Below are 14,050 nucleotides of genomic sequence, written 5' to 3'. Positions count from 1 at the left end.
CAATTTCCGTCAAGGGTTCGTCCATTAACGGATGACCCCAATGCTTTGGGCAACGCCACCTTTCCAGCATCCAAAGCAGCGTCAATCGACCGCGACCGGTGCGAACCCGATTGCCGTCATGGGCGCGATGGTGTCGTATCGGCGGCGAAACGATCAGGGACCTACAATGCGACCATATCTTGCCGCCTTTCTTGCGCTCATGACGGTCACGGCCTGCGCGGTCGGCTCCGGCGCGGTGGTGCAGGGTGCCGGCCCCGACGACCTTCTCAAGCTGCGCGAGGGGCCGGGGCTGAACCATAGGATCATCATCGGCCTGCCCGACGGCACGCGCCTGACGCGGCAGAACTGCGTGACCACCGACGGTAAGGTCTGGTGCAGGGTGATGCTTGCCGACCGGCCCAGCGTCTCGGGCTATGTGGCGGCAGAATACCTGGCGCATCGCTGACGGCGGTCAGTCCGCCGGGCGCCCCTCGCGCACGCCGGACTGGGCGATGATCTCGGACACCAGGTGCTCCCGGCGATAAGCCATGACATGCACGCCGCTGACACCCGCAATCGCGCGGATCTGCTGGATCAGCTCGATGCACAAGCGCTTGCCCTCCTCGCCGGGATCGGCGGCCCGCTCCATCCGGGCGATCACCGCGTCCGGGATATGGACGCCGGGAACGTTGCTGCGCATCCAGCGCGCGGCCCTGGCCGAGGCCAGCGGGCCGACCCCGGCCAGGATGAACACCCGCCGGTCCAGGCCTAGGTCGCGGACCCGCGCCATGAAGCGCGCGAAGGTCGGGACGTCGAAGATATAGTTCGTCTGGATGAAGTCCGCGCCCGCCTCGACCTTCTTGGCCAGGCGGTCGGGACGCCAGTCCAACGGCGCGATGCAGGGGTTCTCGGCCGCGCCCAGGAACATGCGCGGCGGGCTGGTGATGCGGCGGCCCGACAGGAACATGCCATCGTCGCGCATCGTCCGGATGGTGCGCAGCAGCGAGATCGAATCCAGATCGAAGACCGGCAGCGCGCCGGGCTGATCGCCCACCCCCACTCCGTCGCCGGTCAGGCACAGCACGTTGCGCACCCCCATCGCCGCCGCCCCCAGCACGTCCCCCTGGATCGCGATGCGGTTCCGGTCGCGGCACGATATCTGATAGACCGTCCCGATCCCCGCCCGCGTCAGCAGGGCCGAGATGCCGATCGACGACATGTGGCAGTTGGCCCCCGACGCATCCGTCGCGTTGATCGCGTCGGCGACCCGGGCCAGCGGGCGCGCAGCGGCAAAGACATCCGCGGGGTCTGCGCTGTCGGGCGGGTTCAGTTCGGCGGTGACCGCGAAATGACCCTGGCGCAGCACGCGCTCTAACCGGCTGCCCGACACGTGGCCGGGGGGCGGCGGGTCATAGGACGGCTGCCAGCGGTCGAAATCGACGGGCGGGAGGTCGGTCATCGGCGCGGCCCCCGGTCGGCCGGTCGCGGCTCGACCGCAAGGGGCGCGGCCGCCGGTTCATGGGCGCGGGCCTGCGGAAAGGCGCGGGCGATGGTGCCGCGGGGGGCGTCGGGCGGCCCGGCCGGGTGCGCCGCCTTTTCGCGCGCAACGCGCAGCCAGGACGACGACCCCTGCAGGCTGCGGTCCACGGGCGGCTGGACGTCGCCGATCCGCGCGCCGTCGCGCATCCGGGCGGCCCCCTCCCAGGCCATCACCCAGACACAGCGCATCTGCGGATCGACCTCGCAGAAGCCGCCGGGGCGCACGCCGCCGCAGGGACCGTTCCGCAATGTCTTGGGGCAGTTCATCGGGCAGGACATGCCGGTCGAGGACAGCACGCATTGCCCGCACATCCGGCAGTCGAACAGCAGGCCCTTGGTCAACCGCTCGACCGCGGCGACGGGGCGTTCCAGCCGGTGATACCCGATGCGCCGGAACAGCGGGTCCAGGGCGACCAGAGCGGCCTCGAACCGGACATAGACCCATTCGAAGGCGCGGGCATGACGGACGGCAAGACGGCGAAGGCGGTACATGCTATCCGCCCCGCCGCATGGAAGGCCGGTTGCCCATCATGTCGCCGCGTTCAGTCGCCCGACCCGATCGCGCAGCACGCGCGTCCCGATCGGGCGAGGTGATTGAACAGGTCGGGCGTGTTCGCCGGGTGCCAGACGGGCAACGCACCGGAGCAACCCCGGTCACCCGCCCGCATGCGACCAGCCCCTTGCGGGCGCAGGGCGACAATGCACCACGCGTCGCCGGAAAGGTGCGCCCTGCCCCGGGGGGCTGCAGCGACATCGCCTTATCGCGCATCTGCATCCTCAGACATCAGCACGCGGCGGTCCCCGGACAGAGGCACCATCCGCGTCGGGGGGCAGGACAGATCGGACATGTCTGAGGCTCCGTGATCCGGGGGCAGGGTCAGGCGACGGCGATGGTCTTCTTGGGGTCGTGAAAGGGCCGCTCGACGATGGTCGCGGACCGCGTGCCGTCCGGGGTCCGGACCTGAACCTGGGCGCCCATCTGTGCCGATCCGGCCGACAGCATCGCCAGCGCGATGTTGCGATCCAGCCGTGGCGAATGGATCGCCGAGGTGACCTTGCCCACGACCTGGCCGTCACGGGTGACGGGCCAGAAGGTCGTGTTCGGCCCCTTCAGCGGCGCGCCGTCAATCACCAGGCCGACCTGGCGGCGGGCGGGGCCGTCGGCCTTGATTCGGCGCAGTGCGTCCTTGCCGATGAAATCGGCCTCGATGTCCAGGTCGACCAGCCGGTCCAGACCCAGCTCATAGGGATTGGTGTCGATGTCGGCATCGGCATGATAGGACAGCATCGCCCCCTCGATCCGGCGGATCGAAGAAGTGTGGCCCGCCTTCAGCCCCAGGGGCGCACCCGCGGCCATGATCCGCTCCCACAGCGCGTCGCCGCGGCTGCCGTCCTGCAGATACAACTCGTATCCCAGCTCGCTGGACCAGCCGGTGCGCGACACGATCAGCGGGATGCCGTTCAGATCGACCCTGCGCAACCAGTAATAGCGCAGGTCCATGATCGCGTCGCCGAACAGCGCCCGCATCACCGCACCCGATTTCGGCCCCTGCAGCTGCAGGGGCGACACGTCCGGTTCCCTGATCGTGACGTCCATTCCCGAATTCACCGCGACCCCCTGCGCCCAAAGCAGGATGTCACTGTCGGCCAGCGATATCCAGAAATGGTTTTCCGCCAGCCGCAGCAGGACCGGGTCGTTCAGGATGCCGCCCTGGGCATTCGTGATCAGCACGTATTTGCACTGTCCGACCGCCATCTTGGACAGGTCGCGCGGGGTCAGCATCTGGACAAACCGCGCCGCGTCGGGGCCGGTGATCTCGACCTGACGCTCGACGGCGACGTCGCACAGGATCGCGTCGTTGATCAGGTTCCAGAAGTTCTGCACCGGATCACCAAAGTCGCGCGGGATGTACATGTGGTTATAGACCGAGAACCCCGTGGCGCCCCATCGGACGGTCGCGTCGAAATAGGGGGACTTGCGGATCTGGGTTCCGAAACCGAAATCTTGGATCTGGGTCATCTGACGTCTTCTTCCACGAAAATGGGCCGGTGGCCGGGGCGGGACATCTGCCATCTAAGCGCGGATGCGGACGACGCACGGGCCAAATCCGGCGCGCAAACAGTCTGGTCGGGCTGTTCTTGGAGTGGACTGCAGACCGGACGGTCTTGGCCAGAGAATCCCGCGCCGGGTCAGGCGGGGTGCGCGGGCGCGCGCGTCAGCGCCTTTAGGTCGGGCTGTGCCGCCTTGACCTGTCGCGTGACGATATAGGTCATATAGCGCTGGATCCCCAGATCGGCCTCCAGCAGCGATTCCATCAGGGTCTGGAACGCCGTCAGGCTTTGGGTGACGACCTTGAGGACATAATCCATCCCGCCGCCGGTCGCGATGCATTCGGTGATCTCCGGCAGGGCGCCGATATGGCTTTCGAACCGGTCGAAATCGACCTTGCGGTGCTGCGCCAGCGATACGGTGACGACGACCTGGGTGACATTGGCAATGCGCTCCAGCGCGATGTCGGCCCGGTATCCCCGGATCAGCCCGGCCTCGCGCAGCCGCGTCAGCCGCGCCCAGCAGGGGGTGGGCGACAGGTTCACCAGCTCGGCCAGTCGCGCCTTGCTCAGCTGCCCGTGCTGCTGCACGGCCGCAAGGATGCGGATGTCGGTCGCATCAAGGCCTGGCCTGCTCATCCATCGCCTCACTTGCCGTCACGGACGGCGAACATTGCCCACGGCCCTGCTGCCCGGAAACGGGCGGGCGGGCCATCGTCGCGATCAGACCGTGTCCAGGTACAGCTCGACCGTCTCCTCGTCGGACAGCTCGGCCATGTAATGCAGCTCCTGGCGCTTGGTCATCAGATAGTTGTCGACCAGATGCGCGGGCAGGATGCGGCGGATCTCGGGGCAGCTGTCGAACGCCTCGATCGCGGCGCCCCAGTCGCCGGGCAGCTGCGCCAGCTTCTGGTCATAGGCGTTGCCCTTGAAGGGCGCGGGGGCGACCAGCTGGTCCTCGATCCCGTTCAGCGCGGCCCCCAGGATGGCGGCGATGGTCAGATAGGGGTTCACGTCGCCGCCAGCCACGCGATGCTCGATCCGCCGGGCCTTGGGGCCCGAGGACGGGATGCGGATCGCGGCGGTGCGGTTCTCATAGGCCCAGCCGATGCCGGTCGGGGCATGGGCGTTGGGAACCAGGCGGTCAAAGCTGTTCTCGTGCGGGGCAAAGAGCAGGGTCGATCCGGGCATGGCACGCAGGCAGCCGGCGACGGCCTGGCGCAGCGCCTCGGTCCCCTCCTCTCCGCCATTGTCGAAGATGTTTCGCCCGGCCCGGTCCAGGATCGAGAAATGCATGTGCATCCCGTTGCCCGCGAACATCTCGTAGGGCTTGGCCATGAAGCTGGCGGCAAAGCCGTAGGTGCGGGCGATGCCCTTGACCAGCATCTTGAACAGCCAGGTGTCGTCGGCGGCCTTCAGCGGATCGGCCTGATGCATCAGGTTGATCTCGAACTGTCCCGGCCCCGCCTCCGAGATGGCGGTGTCGGCGGGAATGTCCATCGCCTCGCAGGCGTCATAGAGCGTCGTGAAGAACTGGTCGAACGCATCCAGCGCGCGCAGCGACAGGACCTCGCCGCCGGTGCGCCGCTTGCCGGATTTCGGGCTAGGCGGCACGCGCAGCGTCTTGCCGCTGTCGTCGATCAGAAAGAATTCCAGCTCGGTCGCCACCACCGGCACCAGCCCGGCCGCGACATAGCGTTCGGCCACGCGGGCCAACGCCTGGCGCGGATCGCCGTCATAGGGGGTGCCGTCGGGGTGGAACATCCACAACGGCAGAAGCCCCGTGGGCGCGTCCAGCCACGGCATGGGCAGGAACCCCCGTTCGGTGGGCAGCAGCAGCCCGTCGGGGTCGCCGGATTCGAAGACCAGCGGGCTGTCCTCGACATCCTCGCCCCAGATGTCCAGGTTCAGGACCGAATAGGGAAACTTGGTCCCCTCCTCCAGCAGCTTGCCGGCATAGCGGGCGGGCACGCGCTTGCCCCGCGCGACACCGTTCAGGTCTGCTGCCGCGACGCGGATCGTCTTGACCTCGGGGTGTTCGCGCAGCCATTCCATGGGATTATCTCATCAACTGGGGACGGTACCGGACGCGGCTGGTCGCACCCGGCAGATGCCGGTTCAGCCGCTTGTTCACCCTGCCGAAAAGCCAAATCAATGCCAAGGTGGCAGCGATGAAATAAGCGGCGGCAATGGGATAGGCGACGAAGGGGTTGAAGGTCCGGTCCGCGAAGTAGCTGGCATAGTACAGCGCGTCGCCCTTTTGCTGGAACGCCGGAAAGCCGCTGAAATAGACCAGCGTCGTGGCGTGGAACAGGAAGATCGCCTCGTTCGTGTAGCTGGGCCAGGCCAGGCGCAGCATGGTGGGCCAGACGATCCGCCGGAACCGCTTCCACCCGGTCAGGCCATAGGCGTCGGCGGCCTCGACCTCTCCCTTGGGGACCGACATCAGCGCGCCGTGAAAGATCTGCGCGCTATAGGCCGCGGTGTTCAGGATCAGCACGATCAGCGCCCCGGCCCAGGCCCGCGTCAGCCAGCTGGTCTGGATGGTCATCCCAAGGACGTCGATGCCCGCCCGCGGCAGCAGCACCAGCGATTCATAGGCGATGAAGAACTGGATGAACAAGGGACTGCCGCGGAAGACGAAGATGAAGGCGTTCGCGGGCTTGCGCAGCCAAGGGTTGGCACTGGCCTTGGCCAGCGCCACGCCGGTCGCGATGAAGAAGCCGACCGACAACGCCAGCACTGCAAAATACAGGTTCCAGATCAGGCCCGACCCGATCAACACCGCCTGCTGGCACAGGTCATATCCCTCACGCGGCAACAGCCGCTCGCCATAGCCGATCGAGCGCAGGGCATAGTCCTGGATGGTCTGCACGCAGCTCATGCCGGGGCTCCCTTGCGCTCGGCCTCGCCGCCAAGCGTGGCCTGGCCGCGCGACAGCCGCCGCATGACGCGGCCCAGCACGCGTTCCGAGATCCAGGTCATGCCCAGATAGAACACCAGGATCGCCAGGAAGTAATACAGCCGCCAGTCCGGATGCGGATAGGTGAAGGCGCTGGTCTTGGAGCCGCCCAGCTCGCGCGCCCAATAGACGATGTCCTCGACCCCCAGCAGGAACAGAAGTGGCGTGGCCTTGATCAGGATCATCCACAGGTTCGACAGGCCCGGCAGGGCATAGGTCCACATCTGCGGAATCAGCACGCGGCGGTTCACCTGCGCAGGCGACATGCCATAGGCCTCGGCCGTCTCCAGCTGGGCGCGGGGCACGGCCGCCATGGCGCCGGACAGCACGTTCGCGGCAAAGGCACCGAAGACGATCGAGAAGGCGATGACCGCCAGGAAGATGCCATAGACGTCATGCACCCAGGGCGCGGCGTCGTTCAGCGGCAGCTTGGCCGCGGCGCAGACGACGAAATCGTTGCCCTGCCGGACGGGCGCATCGCTGTCGCACAGGACCTGATGGCGCACCCATTCGAAGCCCTGGTCCAGCGCGATCGGCACGAACAGGAAGAAGATGATGTCCGGCACGCCCCGCACCATCGAGGTGTAGATCCCCCCGAACCACCGCAGCGGCGCGATGCGCGAGCGGCTGGCCATGGCGCCGCCAAAGCCGAACAGCAGTGCGATGGGCGCGGTGATCGCCAACAGCAGAAGCACCGTCCCGAAGCTGGCATAGAACAGCAGATGCGTGCCCGATGTCAGGTAGCACGACAGCCAGGCAAGCCCCTGCAGCAGGGACGGATCGGTGCAATATGCGAACATGGGACTTCCCGAAGGGCCGCCGCGGCACGAGTCCGCGGCGGCGGGTCAGATCATTCGAACAGCAGCGCGTCGTCGCCGAACCACTTCTTGATCATGTCGTTCAGGCTGCCGTCTTCCTTCATCGCGGTGATCTGCGCGTCGAATTTCTCCAGCAGCTCGGTGTCGGACTGGCGCAGGCCCATGCCGATGCCCTCGCCCAGGGCGACGCGGTCCATGCCCTCGACCCAGACCAGCTCTCCGCCGGATTCCTCGACGATGGGGGCCAGGAAGTCGCGGTCGGCCAGGATCGCATCGGCCTCGCCGTTGCGGACGGCGGCGACGGCCTGGTCGGGGTTCGGGAACTCGATCAGCGTCGCGCCGCTCTCGGCGACATAGCCCGCTTGGATGGTGCTGGTCTGGGCCGCGACGATGCCGCCCTCGACGTCGACGTCAGCCGCCAGCGCCGCATAGGCCGACGGCGTCGGCGGGGTATAGGGCTGCGTGAAGGCGATGACCGCCTGGCGTTCGGCGTTGATGTTCATGCCGGCCATGATCGTGTCGTAGTTCGACGAGACCAGGTTCGGGATGATCGAATCCCAATCGTTGCGCACCCAGGTGCAGTCCAGCTCGGCGCGCTTGCACAGCTCGTTGCCCAGCTCGATCTCGAAGCCGGTGACCTCGCCGGTGGCGTCGTCGATGAAGTTGTAGGGCGCATAGGCGCCTTCGGTGCCCATGCGGATGGTCTGGGCCTGGGCCAGGCCCGCGGTCAGCATCAGCGCGGCGGCCGCGATCGTCAGGGATTTCATTCGGGGTCTCTCCTGTTGGTTTCTTATGTCGCCATGGTCGCGGACAGGAACTGGCGCAGACGGTCGGTCTGCGGGTTCCCGAACAGGCGATCCGGCGGGCCTTCTTCGCAGACCACGCCCTGATGCAGGAACACGACGTGATCGCTGACATCGGCGGCCAGCCGCATGTCATGGGTGACCAGGATCATCGTGCGATGCTCTCCGGCCAGATCCTTGATGACGCGGACGACCTCCTGCTGCAGCTCGGGGTCCAGCGCGCTGGTGGGTTCGTCGAACAGCAGCGCCTTGGGCTGCATGCACAGCGCGCGGGCGATGGCGGCACGCTGCTGCTGGCCGCCCGACAGCTGCGCGGGCCAGGCGTCCGCCTTGTCGCCGATGCCGACCTTGGCCAAGAGGTCGCGGGCGCGGGCCTCGACTGCGGCGCGATCCTCGCCCAGCACGGTGACCGGGGCCTCCATCACATTCTGCAGGATCGTCATGTGGGCCCACAGGTTGAACTGCTGGAACACCATGGACAGGTTGGTGCGCATCCGCGTGACCTGGGCGCGGTCGGCGGGGTGGCGGCCCTGCCCCTGCCCCTTCCAGCGGACCGGCTCGCCCTCGAACAGGATCTCTCCGGCCTGGCTGTTCTCCAGCAGGTTGCAGCAGCGCAGCAGCGTGGACTTGCCCGACCCGGACGACCCGATCAGGCTGACCACATGACCGCGCGGGGCGGTCATGGACACGCCCTTGAGGACGTCAAGCGGACCATAGGACTTGTGCAACCCGTTGATCGAAATGACCGGGGCGGCGCTGTGAGGGGTCGGGGTCTGGTTCATCATCCGCACATTGGGCGTCAAACGCGCGCGTTTTGCAACGGGGTGCAGGGGGCAACCTGCCGATAAGGGCAGGCTGCCGCAGCGTCAGCCGAACGCTTACGCAATCTCGATCGAGTATTTCTCGATCACGGTGTTGGCCAGCAGGCCCTCGCACATCCTGGCGACCTCGGCGCGGGCCGCCTCGGCGTCGGTGGCGGCCAGGTCCAGCTCGATCAGCTTGCCCTGGCGGACGCCGGTGACGTCCTGGTGGCCAAGCCCGCCCAGGGCATGGCGGATCGCCTCGCCCTGGGGGTCCAGGACGCCGTCCTTCAGCATGATGGTGACACGTGCTTTCATGGCGGCAGTCCCTCTCAGTTGATCGCGGTCGGTTTCAGGCTGGTCGTGTTGGCGGGCATCAGGCCCAGCCGGCGCGCCACCTCGGTATAGGCGTCGGTCAGGTTGCCCAAGTCGCGGCGGAACACGTCCTTGTCCAGCTTCTGTCCCGTCTTGACGTCCCACAGCCGGCAGCTGTCGGGGCTGATCTCGTCGGCCACGATCAGGCGCATGAAATCATTGTCCCAGACACGTCCGACCTCGATCTTGAAATCGATCAGCTTGATGCCGGCGCCGTAGAACACCCCCGACAGGAAGTCGTTCACCCGCAGCGCCAGGCTGACGATGTCGTCCAGGTCCTGCTGGGTCGCCCAGCCGAAGGCGATGATGTATTCCTCGGACACCATCGGGTCGCCCAGCTCGTCGTTCTTGTAGCTGTACTCGACGATGGGCCGCGGCAGGGCCGTGCCCTCCTCCAGCCCAAGGCGCTTGGACAGCGACCCGGCCGCGAAATTGCGCACGATCACTTCCAGCGGGATGATCTCGACCTGGCGGATCAGCTGCTCGCGCATGTTGATGCGGCGGATGAAGTGGTTCGGGACGCCGATATTCGTCAGCCCGTTCATGAAGAACTCGGACAGGCGGTTGTTCAGCACGCCCTTGCCTTCGATGGTGGCGCGCTTCTGCGCGTTGAAGGCGGTCGCGTCATCCTTGAAGTACTGGATCAGCGTGCCGGGTTCCGTGCCCTCGTAGAGGATCTTGGCCTTGCCTTCGTAAACTTTCTTGCGCCGCGGTGCCATGGGCCCACCGTCCTTTCGCATGTCCCTGAAGATGCCGCTTACCCCGGATTGCCGGTCGGGGGCAATACGAGCCTTGCGACAAGGCATGCCGATGGGCATATCTTGTCCCAGACGCCGCACAGGAGGGCCCGATGACCACGTTCAACGATCGAGAGCGCGCCTACGAATCCAAGTTCGCCCATGACGCCGACCTGCGCTTCAAGGCCGAGGCGCGCCGGAACCGCCTGCTGGGCGAATGGGCGGCCGGACAACTGGGCAAGACCGGCGACGACGCCCGCGCCTATGCCATGACCGTCGTCAGCGCCGATTTCGCCGAGCCCGGAGAGGAGGACGTCTTCCGCAAGGTCGAGGCCGACCTGACAGGCGTCGCCGATGCCGAAACGATCCGCGCGCAGATGGCCCGCCTGATGGACGAGGCCCGCCGCCAGGTCATCGACGAGACCTGAGCCGCCATCGTCAGCAGACCGGATCAGGGGGGCATCGCGCCCCCCTTTTCCATTCCTTCCCGCGGTGCACGCGCGCAAGGCAGCCGGGGTCAAGCTTTGGTGACCCGGCATTTTTGCCGTCGCGTTCCTGCCGAACCGTGGGATGAAGGGGTCTGCCCTATCAACGACAGGATGCCGGAACATGCTTTGGGACAATCAGGACCGCTATGGAGCCGTGACCCGGACGCTTCATTGGGGAATCGCCGCCCTGATGGCGTGGCAGTTCGGCGGCATGCTGTCTGAAAGCCTGCTGGGCGACGAGGCGCCCCTGGCCGTCGCACTGACCGCCAACCACACCCAGGTCGGAACCATCCTGTTCGTGCTGATCGTCCTGCGCGTGGTCTGGGCTGCCGTGAACCGTGATCGTCGCCCGCCCCGCCGGGCGGGCCTGCTGGGCCATGCGGCAAGGCTGGGGCATGTCGCGCTCTATGCGCTGATGCTGGCGGTTCCCTCGGCGGCGCTGCTGCGGGCCTGGGGCGGGGAACGGGGCTTTGCGCCCTTCGGGTTCCAGATCTTCGCGCCGCGCGCCCCGGACCAGGTCGTCAAGACTGCCACCGACATCGGGTCGAACTTTCACGGAGAGCTGGCCTGGGTGATGGGCGTGCTGATCCTGGGCCATATCGCCATGGCGCTGTTCCACCAGGTCGTACTGCGCGACCGCCTGCTGCGTCGCATGGCGGGCTAGGCGGCGGCGGCCTCGGCATTGGGATAGCGGCGCAGCATCGTCACCGCGCGGGCCAGGTTCAGCGCCATCAGCGCGGCCCACAGGCCGTGGTTGCCCCAGAAGGGCGGCAGGATCAGCACGCAGGCCGCGAAGACCGCCACCGACCGGATCATCGCGTTGCGCATGTCCCGCGTCAGCGTGGCCCCGATGAAGATGCCGTCCAGCATCCAGCCCGCCACCCCGATCAGAGGCGCCAGCGCCAGCCAGGGCAGATAGATGCGCGCCGCCTGCCGCACCGCGTCCGAGGTGGTCAGCAGATCGATGATCGCGCCCCCCGCGACGATGAAGACCAGCCCCATCACGACCGCACCCCCCAGCCCCCAGGCCGAGGTCAGCAGCGACGCCCGCCGCACCCGGTCCGGCCGGCGCGCGCCCACGGCCTGTCCCACCAGGCTTTCGGCGGCAAAGGCGAACCCGTCCAGCGCATAGGCGGTCAGCGCCACGAACTGCAGCAGCACCTGGTTCGCGGCCAGCGGCACGTCGCCCTGCCCCGCCCCCAGGAACAGGAAGCTGGTCATGCAGCCCTGCAGCAGGACCGACCGGATCATGATGTCGCTGTTCACCCGCGCCAGCCGCGTCAGCCGGTCGCGCGCCCACAGCCCCGCCGCGCGCCGCGCCTGTCCCAGCACGTGCCGCGCCAGCCACAGGCCCAGCGCCACGCCGGACAGCTCCGCGATCAGCGTGGCCCAGGCGACGCCCGCCACGCCCAGCCCCAGGCCCAGCACGAACCACACATCCAGCGCGACGTTCAGCCCGTTCTGCACCAGCTGCAGCGCCAGCACCGCACGGGTGCGTTCGACCGCGATCAGCCAGCCGGTGATCGCGTACAATCCGATGGTCGCAGGCGCGCCCCAGATCCGGATCGCCAGATAGTCGCGGGCCAGCGCCTCGACCGCATCCGAGGCCGGGGCCAGCCGGAAGGCCGCCCAGAAGATCGGCGCCTGCAGCGCGATGAAGACCAGCCCCGCCGCGGCGGCGATGGCCAGCGCGCGCAGCAGATGGGCGCCGACCTCGGGCGCGTCGCCCGCGCCATGCGCCTGCGCCACCAGACCGGACGTGCCCATGCGCAGGAACCCGAACACCCAGTAGATGGACGTCAGGATGATCGCGCCGATCCCCACCGCACCGATGGCCTGCGGCTGGCCCAGCTGGCCCACCACGCCGGTATCGACCAGCCCCAGCAACGGCACCGTCAGGTTGGACAGCACGATGGGCACCGCGATCTGCAGCACCCGGCGGTGGGTCAGCAGGCTCAAGGCTGCGGCATCAGGAAGTGACCGGTGGCCTGGGCGATCAGGCGGGCGCGGTTGTCCTGCCACGCCTCGACATGGACGGACGCATAGCGCCGGCCCGACCGCACCACGCGGGCGCGGGCATAGGCATCGCGCGGCAGGCCCGACCGCAGGTAGTCGACGGTGAAATCGATGGTCTTTGGCAGGCGCGGCAGGCTGTCGGGAACTGCCGCGTCCGGGGCGATGCGGCCTGATTCCAGGTCCTCCCACATCGCGGCCCAGCCCAGCTCGATGATCGCCGTGACCTCCAGGAAGGCCGCGGTGACCCCGCCATGGATCGCAGGCAGCATCGGGTTGCCGATCAGCTTGTCGTCATAGGGCAGGATCGCGGTCAGTTCGTCCCCGCGCCGGTCGAAGCGGATGCCCAGCCAGGTCATGTAGGGCACGCCGGTGACCATCGCCGCCAGGGCCGAATCGCGGCGCGACTTGATCTGGTGCAGGGGTTCGTTGCGGTCGCCCATGATCACCGCTCCGCCGTGAAGGCGCCGGTGGCGGCGGCGACGGGATTGGCCTCGTCCTCGTCCAGGGCCACGGCGCGCAGGAAGGCCACGCTGCGGGTCATGTGATAGCACTCGGCCCGCGCGGTGATGCGTTGCCCCGGCGTCGCGGCTCGCATGTAGTCGATGCGCAGGTCGATCGTCGCGGTCGATCGCGGGTTCGTCGGATGCGCCATCACCGCCGCCCCGCAGCAGGTGTCCATCAGCGCCGAGACGACACCCCCGTGGATCACCCCGGTGCGCGGATCGCCGACCAGGTGTTCGGCCCAGGGCATGCTGATCGTGGCGCGGCCGGCGCCGATCTCCTCGACCCGCATGCCCAGGGCGCGCGCATGGGGGATCGCCTCGATGAACTGCTGGGCGATGCGGGCGTGATCGTCGGGATCGGTCATGGGGCGTCCTTCTTTGCGCGAGGGGTAGCGTCCGGTCGGGACCCGGATCAAGCCCCGGCGCGCGATTCGGTTGAGAAAGGATGCGGCTGCGCTTAGGTTGACGCCAAGGGAAATCTTCCAGGGAGGTGCCGGGTGACCGAAGACCGCATCAGCTTCAAGGACATGTGCGCACGGTTCGAGGTGACGCCCCGCACGCTGCGCTATTACGAATACATCGAACTGCTGCAGCCCCGAAAGGAAGGCCGCGCCCGGTTCTATGGCCCGCGCGAGGTCGCGCGCATGACCCTGATCCTGCGCGGGCGGCGCTTCGGCTTCAGCCTGGAGGAGATCCGCCAATGGCTGCAGATCTATGACAAGAAGGGCTCTCGCGAGCAGTACCAGGTCTGGATCGACATGGCCGACCGCCAGCTGGCCGTGCTGGACGGTCAGATCGCCGACCTGACGGCGGCGCGGGCGGACCTGGACCAGCTGCGCCAGACCACCGTGGCCGAACTGGCCAAGATGGGCTGACGCGGCGGCACGCGCCCTTGTGACGCCGCGTCCTGCTTACGTTCGCGTCAACTTGGGGTTATGTTCAGGAAAGGACGGAAAGCCGGTTTGAGGAGGAGCCGCACCC

General features: G+C 67.7%; 18 protein-coding genes. 4 read left to right on the top strand and 14 right to left on the bottom strand.

The genetic code is table 11. From position 1 onward, the window contains the following. Positions 1 to 166: 166 nt before the first annotated feature. The gene (locus FHD67_RS12045) at positions 167 to 445 is read left to right on the top strand and encodes an SH3 domain-containing protein (protein WP_045982978.1); all 279 of its coding nucleotides are present in this window, start codon (positions 167 to 169) and stop codon (positions 443 to 445) included. 6 nt (positions 446 to 451) lie between these two features. Here FHD67_RS12045 and FHD67_RS12040 read toward each other — a convergent pair whose 3' ends face one another. The 11 genes from FHD67_RS12040 to purC form a co-directional block, all read right to left on the bottom strand. After that, positions 452 to 1,438, bottom strand: coding sequence for a methylenetetrahydrofolate reductase (locus tag FHD67_RS12040; protein WP_139598814.1), 987 nt, complete (start codon positions 1,436 to 1,438; stop codon positions 452 to 454). Continuing rightward, positions 1,435 to 2,010, bottom strand: coding sequence for a methylenetetrahydrofolate reductase C-terminal domain-containing protein (locus tag FHD67_RS12035; RefSeq protein ID WP_139598813.1), 576 nt, complete (start codon positions 2,008 to 2,010; stop codon positions 1,435 to 1,437). The genes FHD67_RS12040 and FHD67_RS12035 overlap by 4 nt, the downstream gene beginning before the upstream one ends. A gap of 385 nt (positions 2,011 to 2,395) precedes the next feature. Beyond that, entirely contained in the window at positions 2,396 to 3,538 is a 1,143-nt protein-coding gene (locus FHD67_RS12030) for a glycine cleavage T C-terminal barrel domain-containing protein (protein WP_139598812.1), read from the bottom strand. A 170-nt stretch (positions 3,539 to 3,708) separates the two neighbouring features. Further along, positions 3,709 to 4,206: an Lrp/AsnC family transcriptional regulator gene (locus tag FHD67_RS12025; protein WP_139598811.1), complete on the bottom strand. Its 498-nt coding sequence runs from the start codon at positions 4,204 to 4,206 to the stop codon at positions 3,709 to 3,711. A gap of 84 nt (positions 4,207 to 4,290) precedes the next feature. After that, the gene (locus tag FHD67_RS12020) at positions 4,291 to 5,622 is read right to left on the bottom strand and encodes a glutamine synthetase family protein (protein WP_046001093.1); all 1,332 of its coding nucleotides are present in this window, start codon (positions 5,620 to 5,622) and stop codon (positions 4,291 to 4,293) included. Between the two features lie 4 nt (positions 5,623 to 5,626). After that, entirely contained in the window at positions 5,627 to 6,451 is an 825-nt protein-coding gene (locus FHD67_RS12015; protein WP_139598810.1) for an ABC transporter permease, read from the bottom strand. Continuing rightward, on the bottom strand, positions 6,448 to 7,329 hold the full coding sequence (locus tag FHD67_RS12010) for an ABC transporter permease (protein ID WP_139598809.1): 882 nt from the start codon (positions 7,327 to 7,329) through the stop codon (positions 6,448 to 6,450). The genes FHD67_RS12015 and FHD67_RS12010 overlap by 4 nt, the downstream gene beginning before the upstream one ends. A gap of 50 nt (positions 7,330 to 7,379) precedes the next feature. After that, the gene (locus tag FHD67_RS12005; protein WP_045981983.1) at positions 7,380 to 8,114 is read right to left on the bottom strand and encodes a transporter substrate-binding domain-containing protein; all 735 of its coding nucleotides are present in this window, start codon (positions 8,112 to 8,114) and stop codon (positions 7,380 to 7,382) included. 23 nt (positions 8,115 to 8,137) lie between these two features. Beyond that, the gene (locus FHD67_RS12000) at positions 8,138 to 8,935 is read right to left on the bottom strand and encodes an ABC transporter ATP-binding protein (RefSeq protein ID WP_127899034.1); all 798 of its coding nucleotides are present in this window, start codon (positions 8,933 to 8,935) and stop codon (positions 8,138 to 8,140) included. Positions 8,936 to 9,028: 93 nt separating this feature from the next. After that, complete coding sequence (gene purS / locus FHD67_RS11995) at positions 9,029 to 9,268, bottom strand: phosphoribosylformylglycinamidine synthase subunit PurS (RefSeq protein WP_045981985.1); 240 nt, start codon at positions 9,266 to 9,268, stop codon at positions 9,029 to 9,031. A 14-nt stretch (positions 9,269 to 9,282) separates the two neighbouring features. Beyond that, positions 9,283 to 10,044: a phosphoribosylaminoimidazolesuccinocarboxamide synthase gene (purC, locus tag FHD67_RS11990; RefSeq protein ID WP_045981986.1), complete on the bottom strand. Its 762-nt coding sequence runs from the start codon at positions 10,042 to 10,044 to the stop codon at positions 9,283 to 9,285. A gap of 131 nt (positions 10,045 to 10,175) precedes the next feature. Between purC and FHD67_RS11985 the strand changes: the two genes are divergently transcribed. Next, complete coding sequence (locus tag FHD67_RS11985; protein ID WP_046001099.1) at positions 10,176 to 10,490, top strand: DUF1476 domain-containing protein; 315 nt, start codon at positions 10,176 to 10,178, stop codon at positions 10,488 to 10,490. Positions 10,491 to 10,671: 181 nt separating this feature from the next. Then, the gene (locus FHD67_RS11980; RefSeq protein ID WP_046001100.1) at positions 10,672 to 11,214 is read left to right on the top strand and encodes a cytochrome b; all 543 of its coding nucleotides are present in this window, start codon (positions 10,672 to 10,674) and stop codon (positions 11,212 to 11,214) included. Here FHD67_RS11980 and FHD67_RS11975 read toward each other — a convergent pair. The 3 genes from FHD67_RS11975 to FHD67_RS11965 are packed head-to-tail and all read right to left on the bottom strand — an operon-like array spanning position 11,211 to position 13,434. After that, positions 11,211 to 12,509 (bottom strand): MATE family efflux transporter, encoded by a 1,299-nt coding sequence (locus FHD67_RS11975; protein WP_046001101.1) that lies wholly within the window; start codon positions 12,507 to 12,509, stop codon positions 11,211 to 11,213. The genes FHD67_RS11980 and FHD67_RS11975 overlap by 4 nt on opposite strands. After that, on the bottom strand, positions 12,506 to 13,006 hold the full coding sequence (locus FHD67_RS11970; protein ID WP_042247551.1) for a PaaI family thioesterase: 501 nt from the start codon (positions 13,004 to 13,006) through the stop codon (positions 12,506 to 12,508). The genes FHD67_RS11975 and FHD67_RS11970 overlap by 4 nt, the downstream gene beginning before the upstream one ends. A 2-nt stretch (positions 13,007 to 13,008) precedes the next feature. Then, positions 13,009 to 13,434 carry a PaaI family thioesterase gene (locus FHD67_RS11965; protein ID WP_045981990.1) on the bottom strand — a complete coding sequence of 142 codons (426 nt, stop codon included), beginning with the start codon at positions 13,432 to 13,434 and terminating at the stop codon, positions 13,009 to 13,011. 162 nt (positions 13,435 to 13,596) lie between these two features. Between FHD67_RS11965 and FHD67_RS11960 the strand changes: the two genes are divergently transcribed. Beyond that, on the top strand, positions 13,597 to 13,944 hold the full coding sequence (locus FHD67_RS11960) for a MerR family transcriptional regulator (RefSeq protein ID WP_206692757.1): 348 nt from the start codon (positions 13,597 to 13,599) through the stop codon (positions 13,942 to 13,944). Positions 13,945 to 14,050: the final 106 nt, after the last annotated feature.

Origin of the sequence: Paracoccus haeundaensis, assembly GCF_006239215.1 — a bacterium.
In the GTDB taxonomy this organism is placed as follows: domain Bacteria; phylum Pseudomonadota; class Alphaproteobacteria; order Rhodobacterales; family Rhodobacteraceae; genus Paracoccus; species Paracoccus marcusii.
This window is presented reverse-complemented; position numbering and strand designations above follow the sequence as displayed.

Bases quoted from the DNA above. Each gene is read 5' to 3' on its own strand.
- FHD67_RS12045 (WP_045982978.1), top strand. From the start codon at position 167: ATGCGACCATATCTTGCCGCCTTTCTTGCGCTCATGACGGTCACGGCC.
- FHD67_RS12040 (WP_139598814.1), bottom strand. From the start codon at position 1,438: ATGACCGACCTCCCGCCCGTCGATTTCGACCGCTGGCAGCCGTCCTAT.
- FHD67_RS12035 (WP_139598813.1), bottom strand. From the start codon at position 2,010: ATGTACCGCCTTCGCCGTCTTGCCGTCCGTCATGCCCGCGCCTTCGAA.
- FHD67_RS12030 (WP_139598812.1), bottom strand. From the start codon at position 3,538: ATGACCCAGATCCAAGATTTCGGTTTCGGAACCCAGATCCGCAAGTCC.
- FHD67_RS12025 (WP_139598811.1), bottom strand. From the start codon at position 4,206: ATGAGCAGGCCAGGCCTTGATGCGACCGACATCCGCATCCTTGCGGCC.
- FHD67_RS12020 (WP_046001093.1), bottom strand. From the start codon at position 5,622: ATGGAATGGCTGCGCGAACACCCCGAGGTCAAGACGATCCGCGTCGCG.
- FHD67_RS12015 (WP_139598810.1), bottom strand. From the start codon at position 6,451: ATGAGCTGCGTGCAGACCATCCAGGACTATGCCCTGCGCTCGATCGGC.
- FHD67_RS12010 (WP_139598809.1), bottom strand. From the start codon at position 7,329: ATGTTCGCATATTGCACCGATCCGTCCCTGCTGCAGGGGCTTGCCTGG.
- FHD67_RS12005 (WP_045981983.1), bottom strand. From the start codon at position 8,114: ATGAAATCCCTGACGATCGCGGCCGCCGCGCTGATGCTGACCGCGGGC.
- FHD67_RS12000 (WP_127899034.1), bottom strand. From the start codon at position 8,935: ATGATGAACCAGACCCCGACCCCTCACAGCGCCGCCCCGGTCATTTCG.
- purS (WP_045981985.1), bottom strand. From the start codon at position 9,268: ATGAAAGCACGTGTCACCATCATGCTGAAGGACGGCGTCCTGGACCCC.
- purC (WP_045981986.1), bottom strand. From the start codon at position 10,044: ATGGCACCGCGGCGCAAGAAAGTTTACGAAGGCAAGGCCAAGATCCTC.
- FHD67_RS11985 (WP_046001099.1), top strand. From the start codon at position 10,176: ATGACCACGTTCAACGATCGAGAGCGCGCCTACGAATCCAAGTTCGCC.
- FHD67_RS11980 (WP_046001100.1), top strand. From the start codon at position 10,672: ATGCTTTGGGACAATCAGGACCGCTATGGAGCCGTGACCCGGACGCTT.
- FHD67_RS11970 (WP_042247551.1), bottom strand. From the start codon at position 13,006: ATGGGCGACCGCAACGAACCCCTGCACCAGATCAAGTCGCGCCGCGAT.
- FHD67_RS11965 (WP_045981990.1), bottom strand. From the start codon at position 13,434: ATGACCGATCCCGACGATCACGCCCGCATCGCCCAGCAGTTCATCGAG.
- FHD67_RS11960 (WP_206692757.1), top strand. From the start codon at position 13,597: ATGTGCGCACGGTTCGAGGTGACGCCCCGCACGCTGCGCTATTACGAA.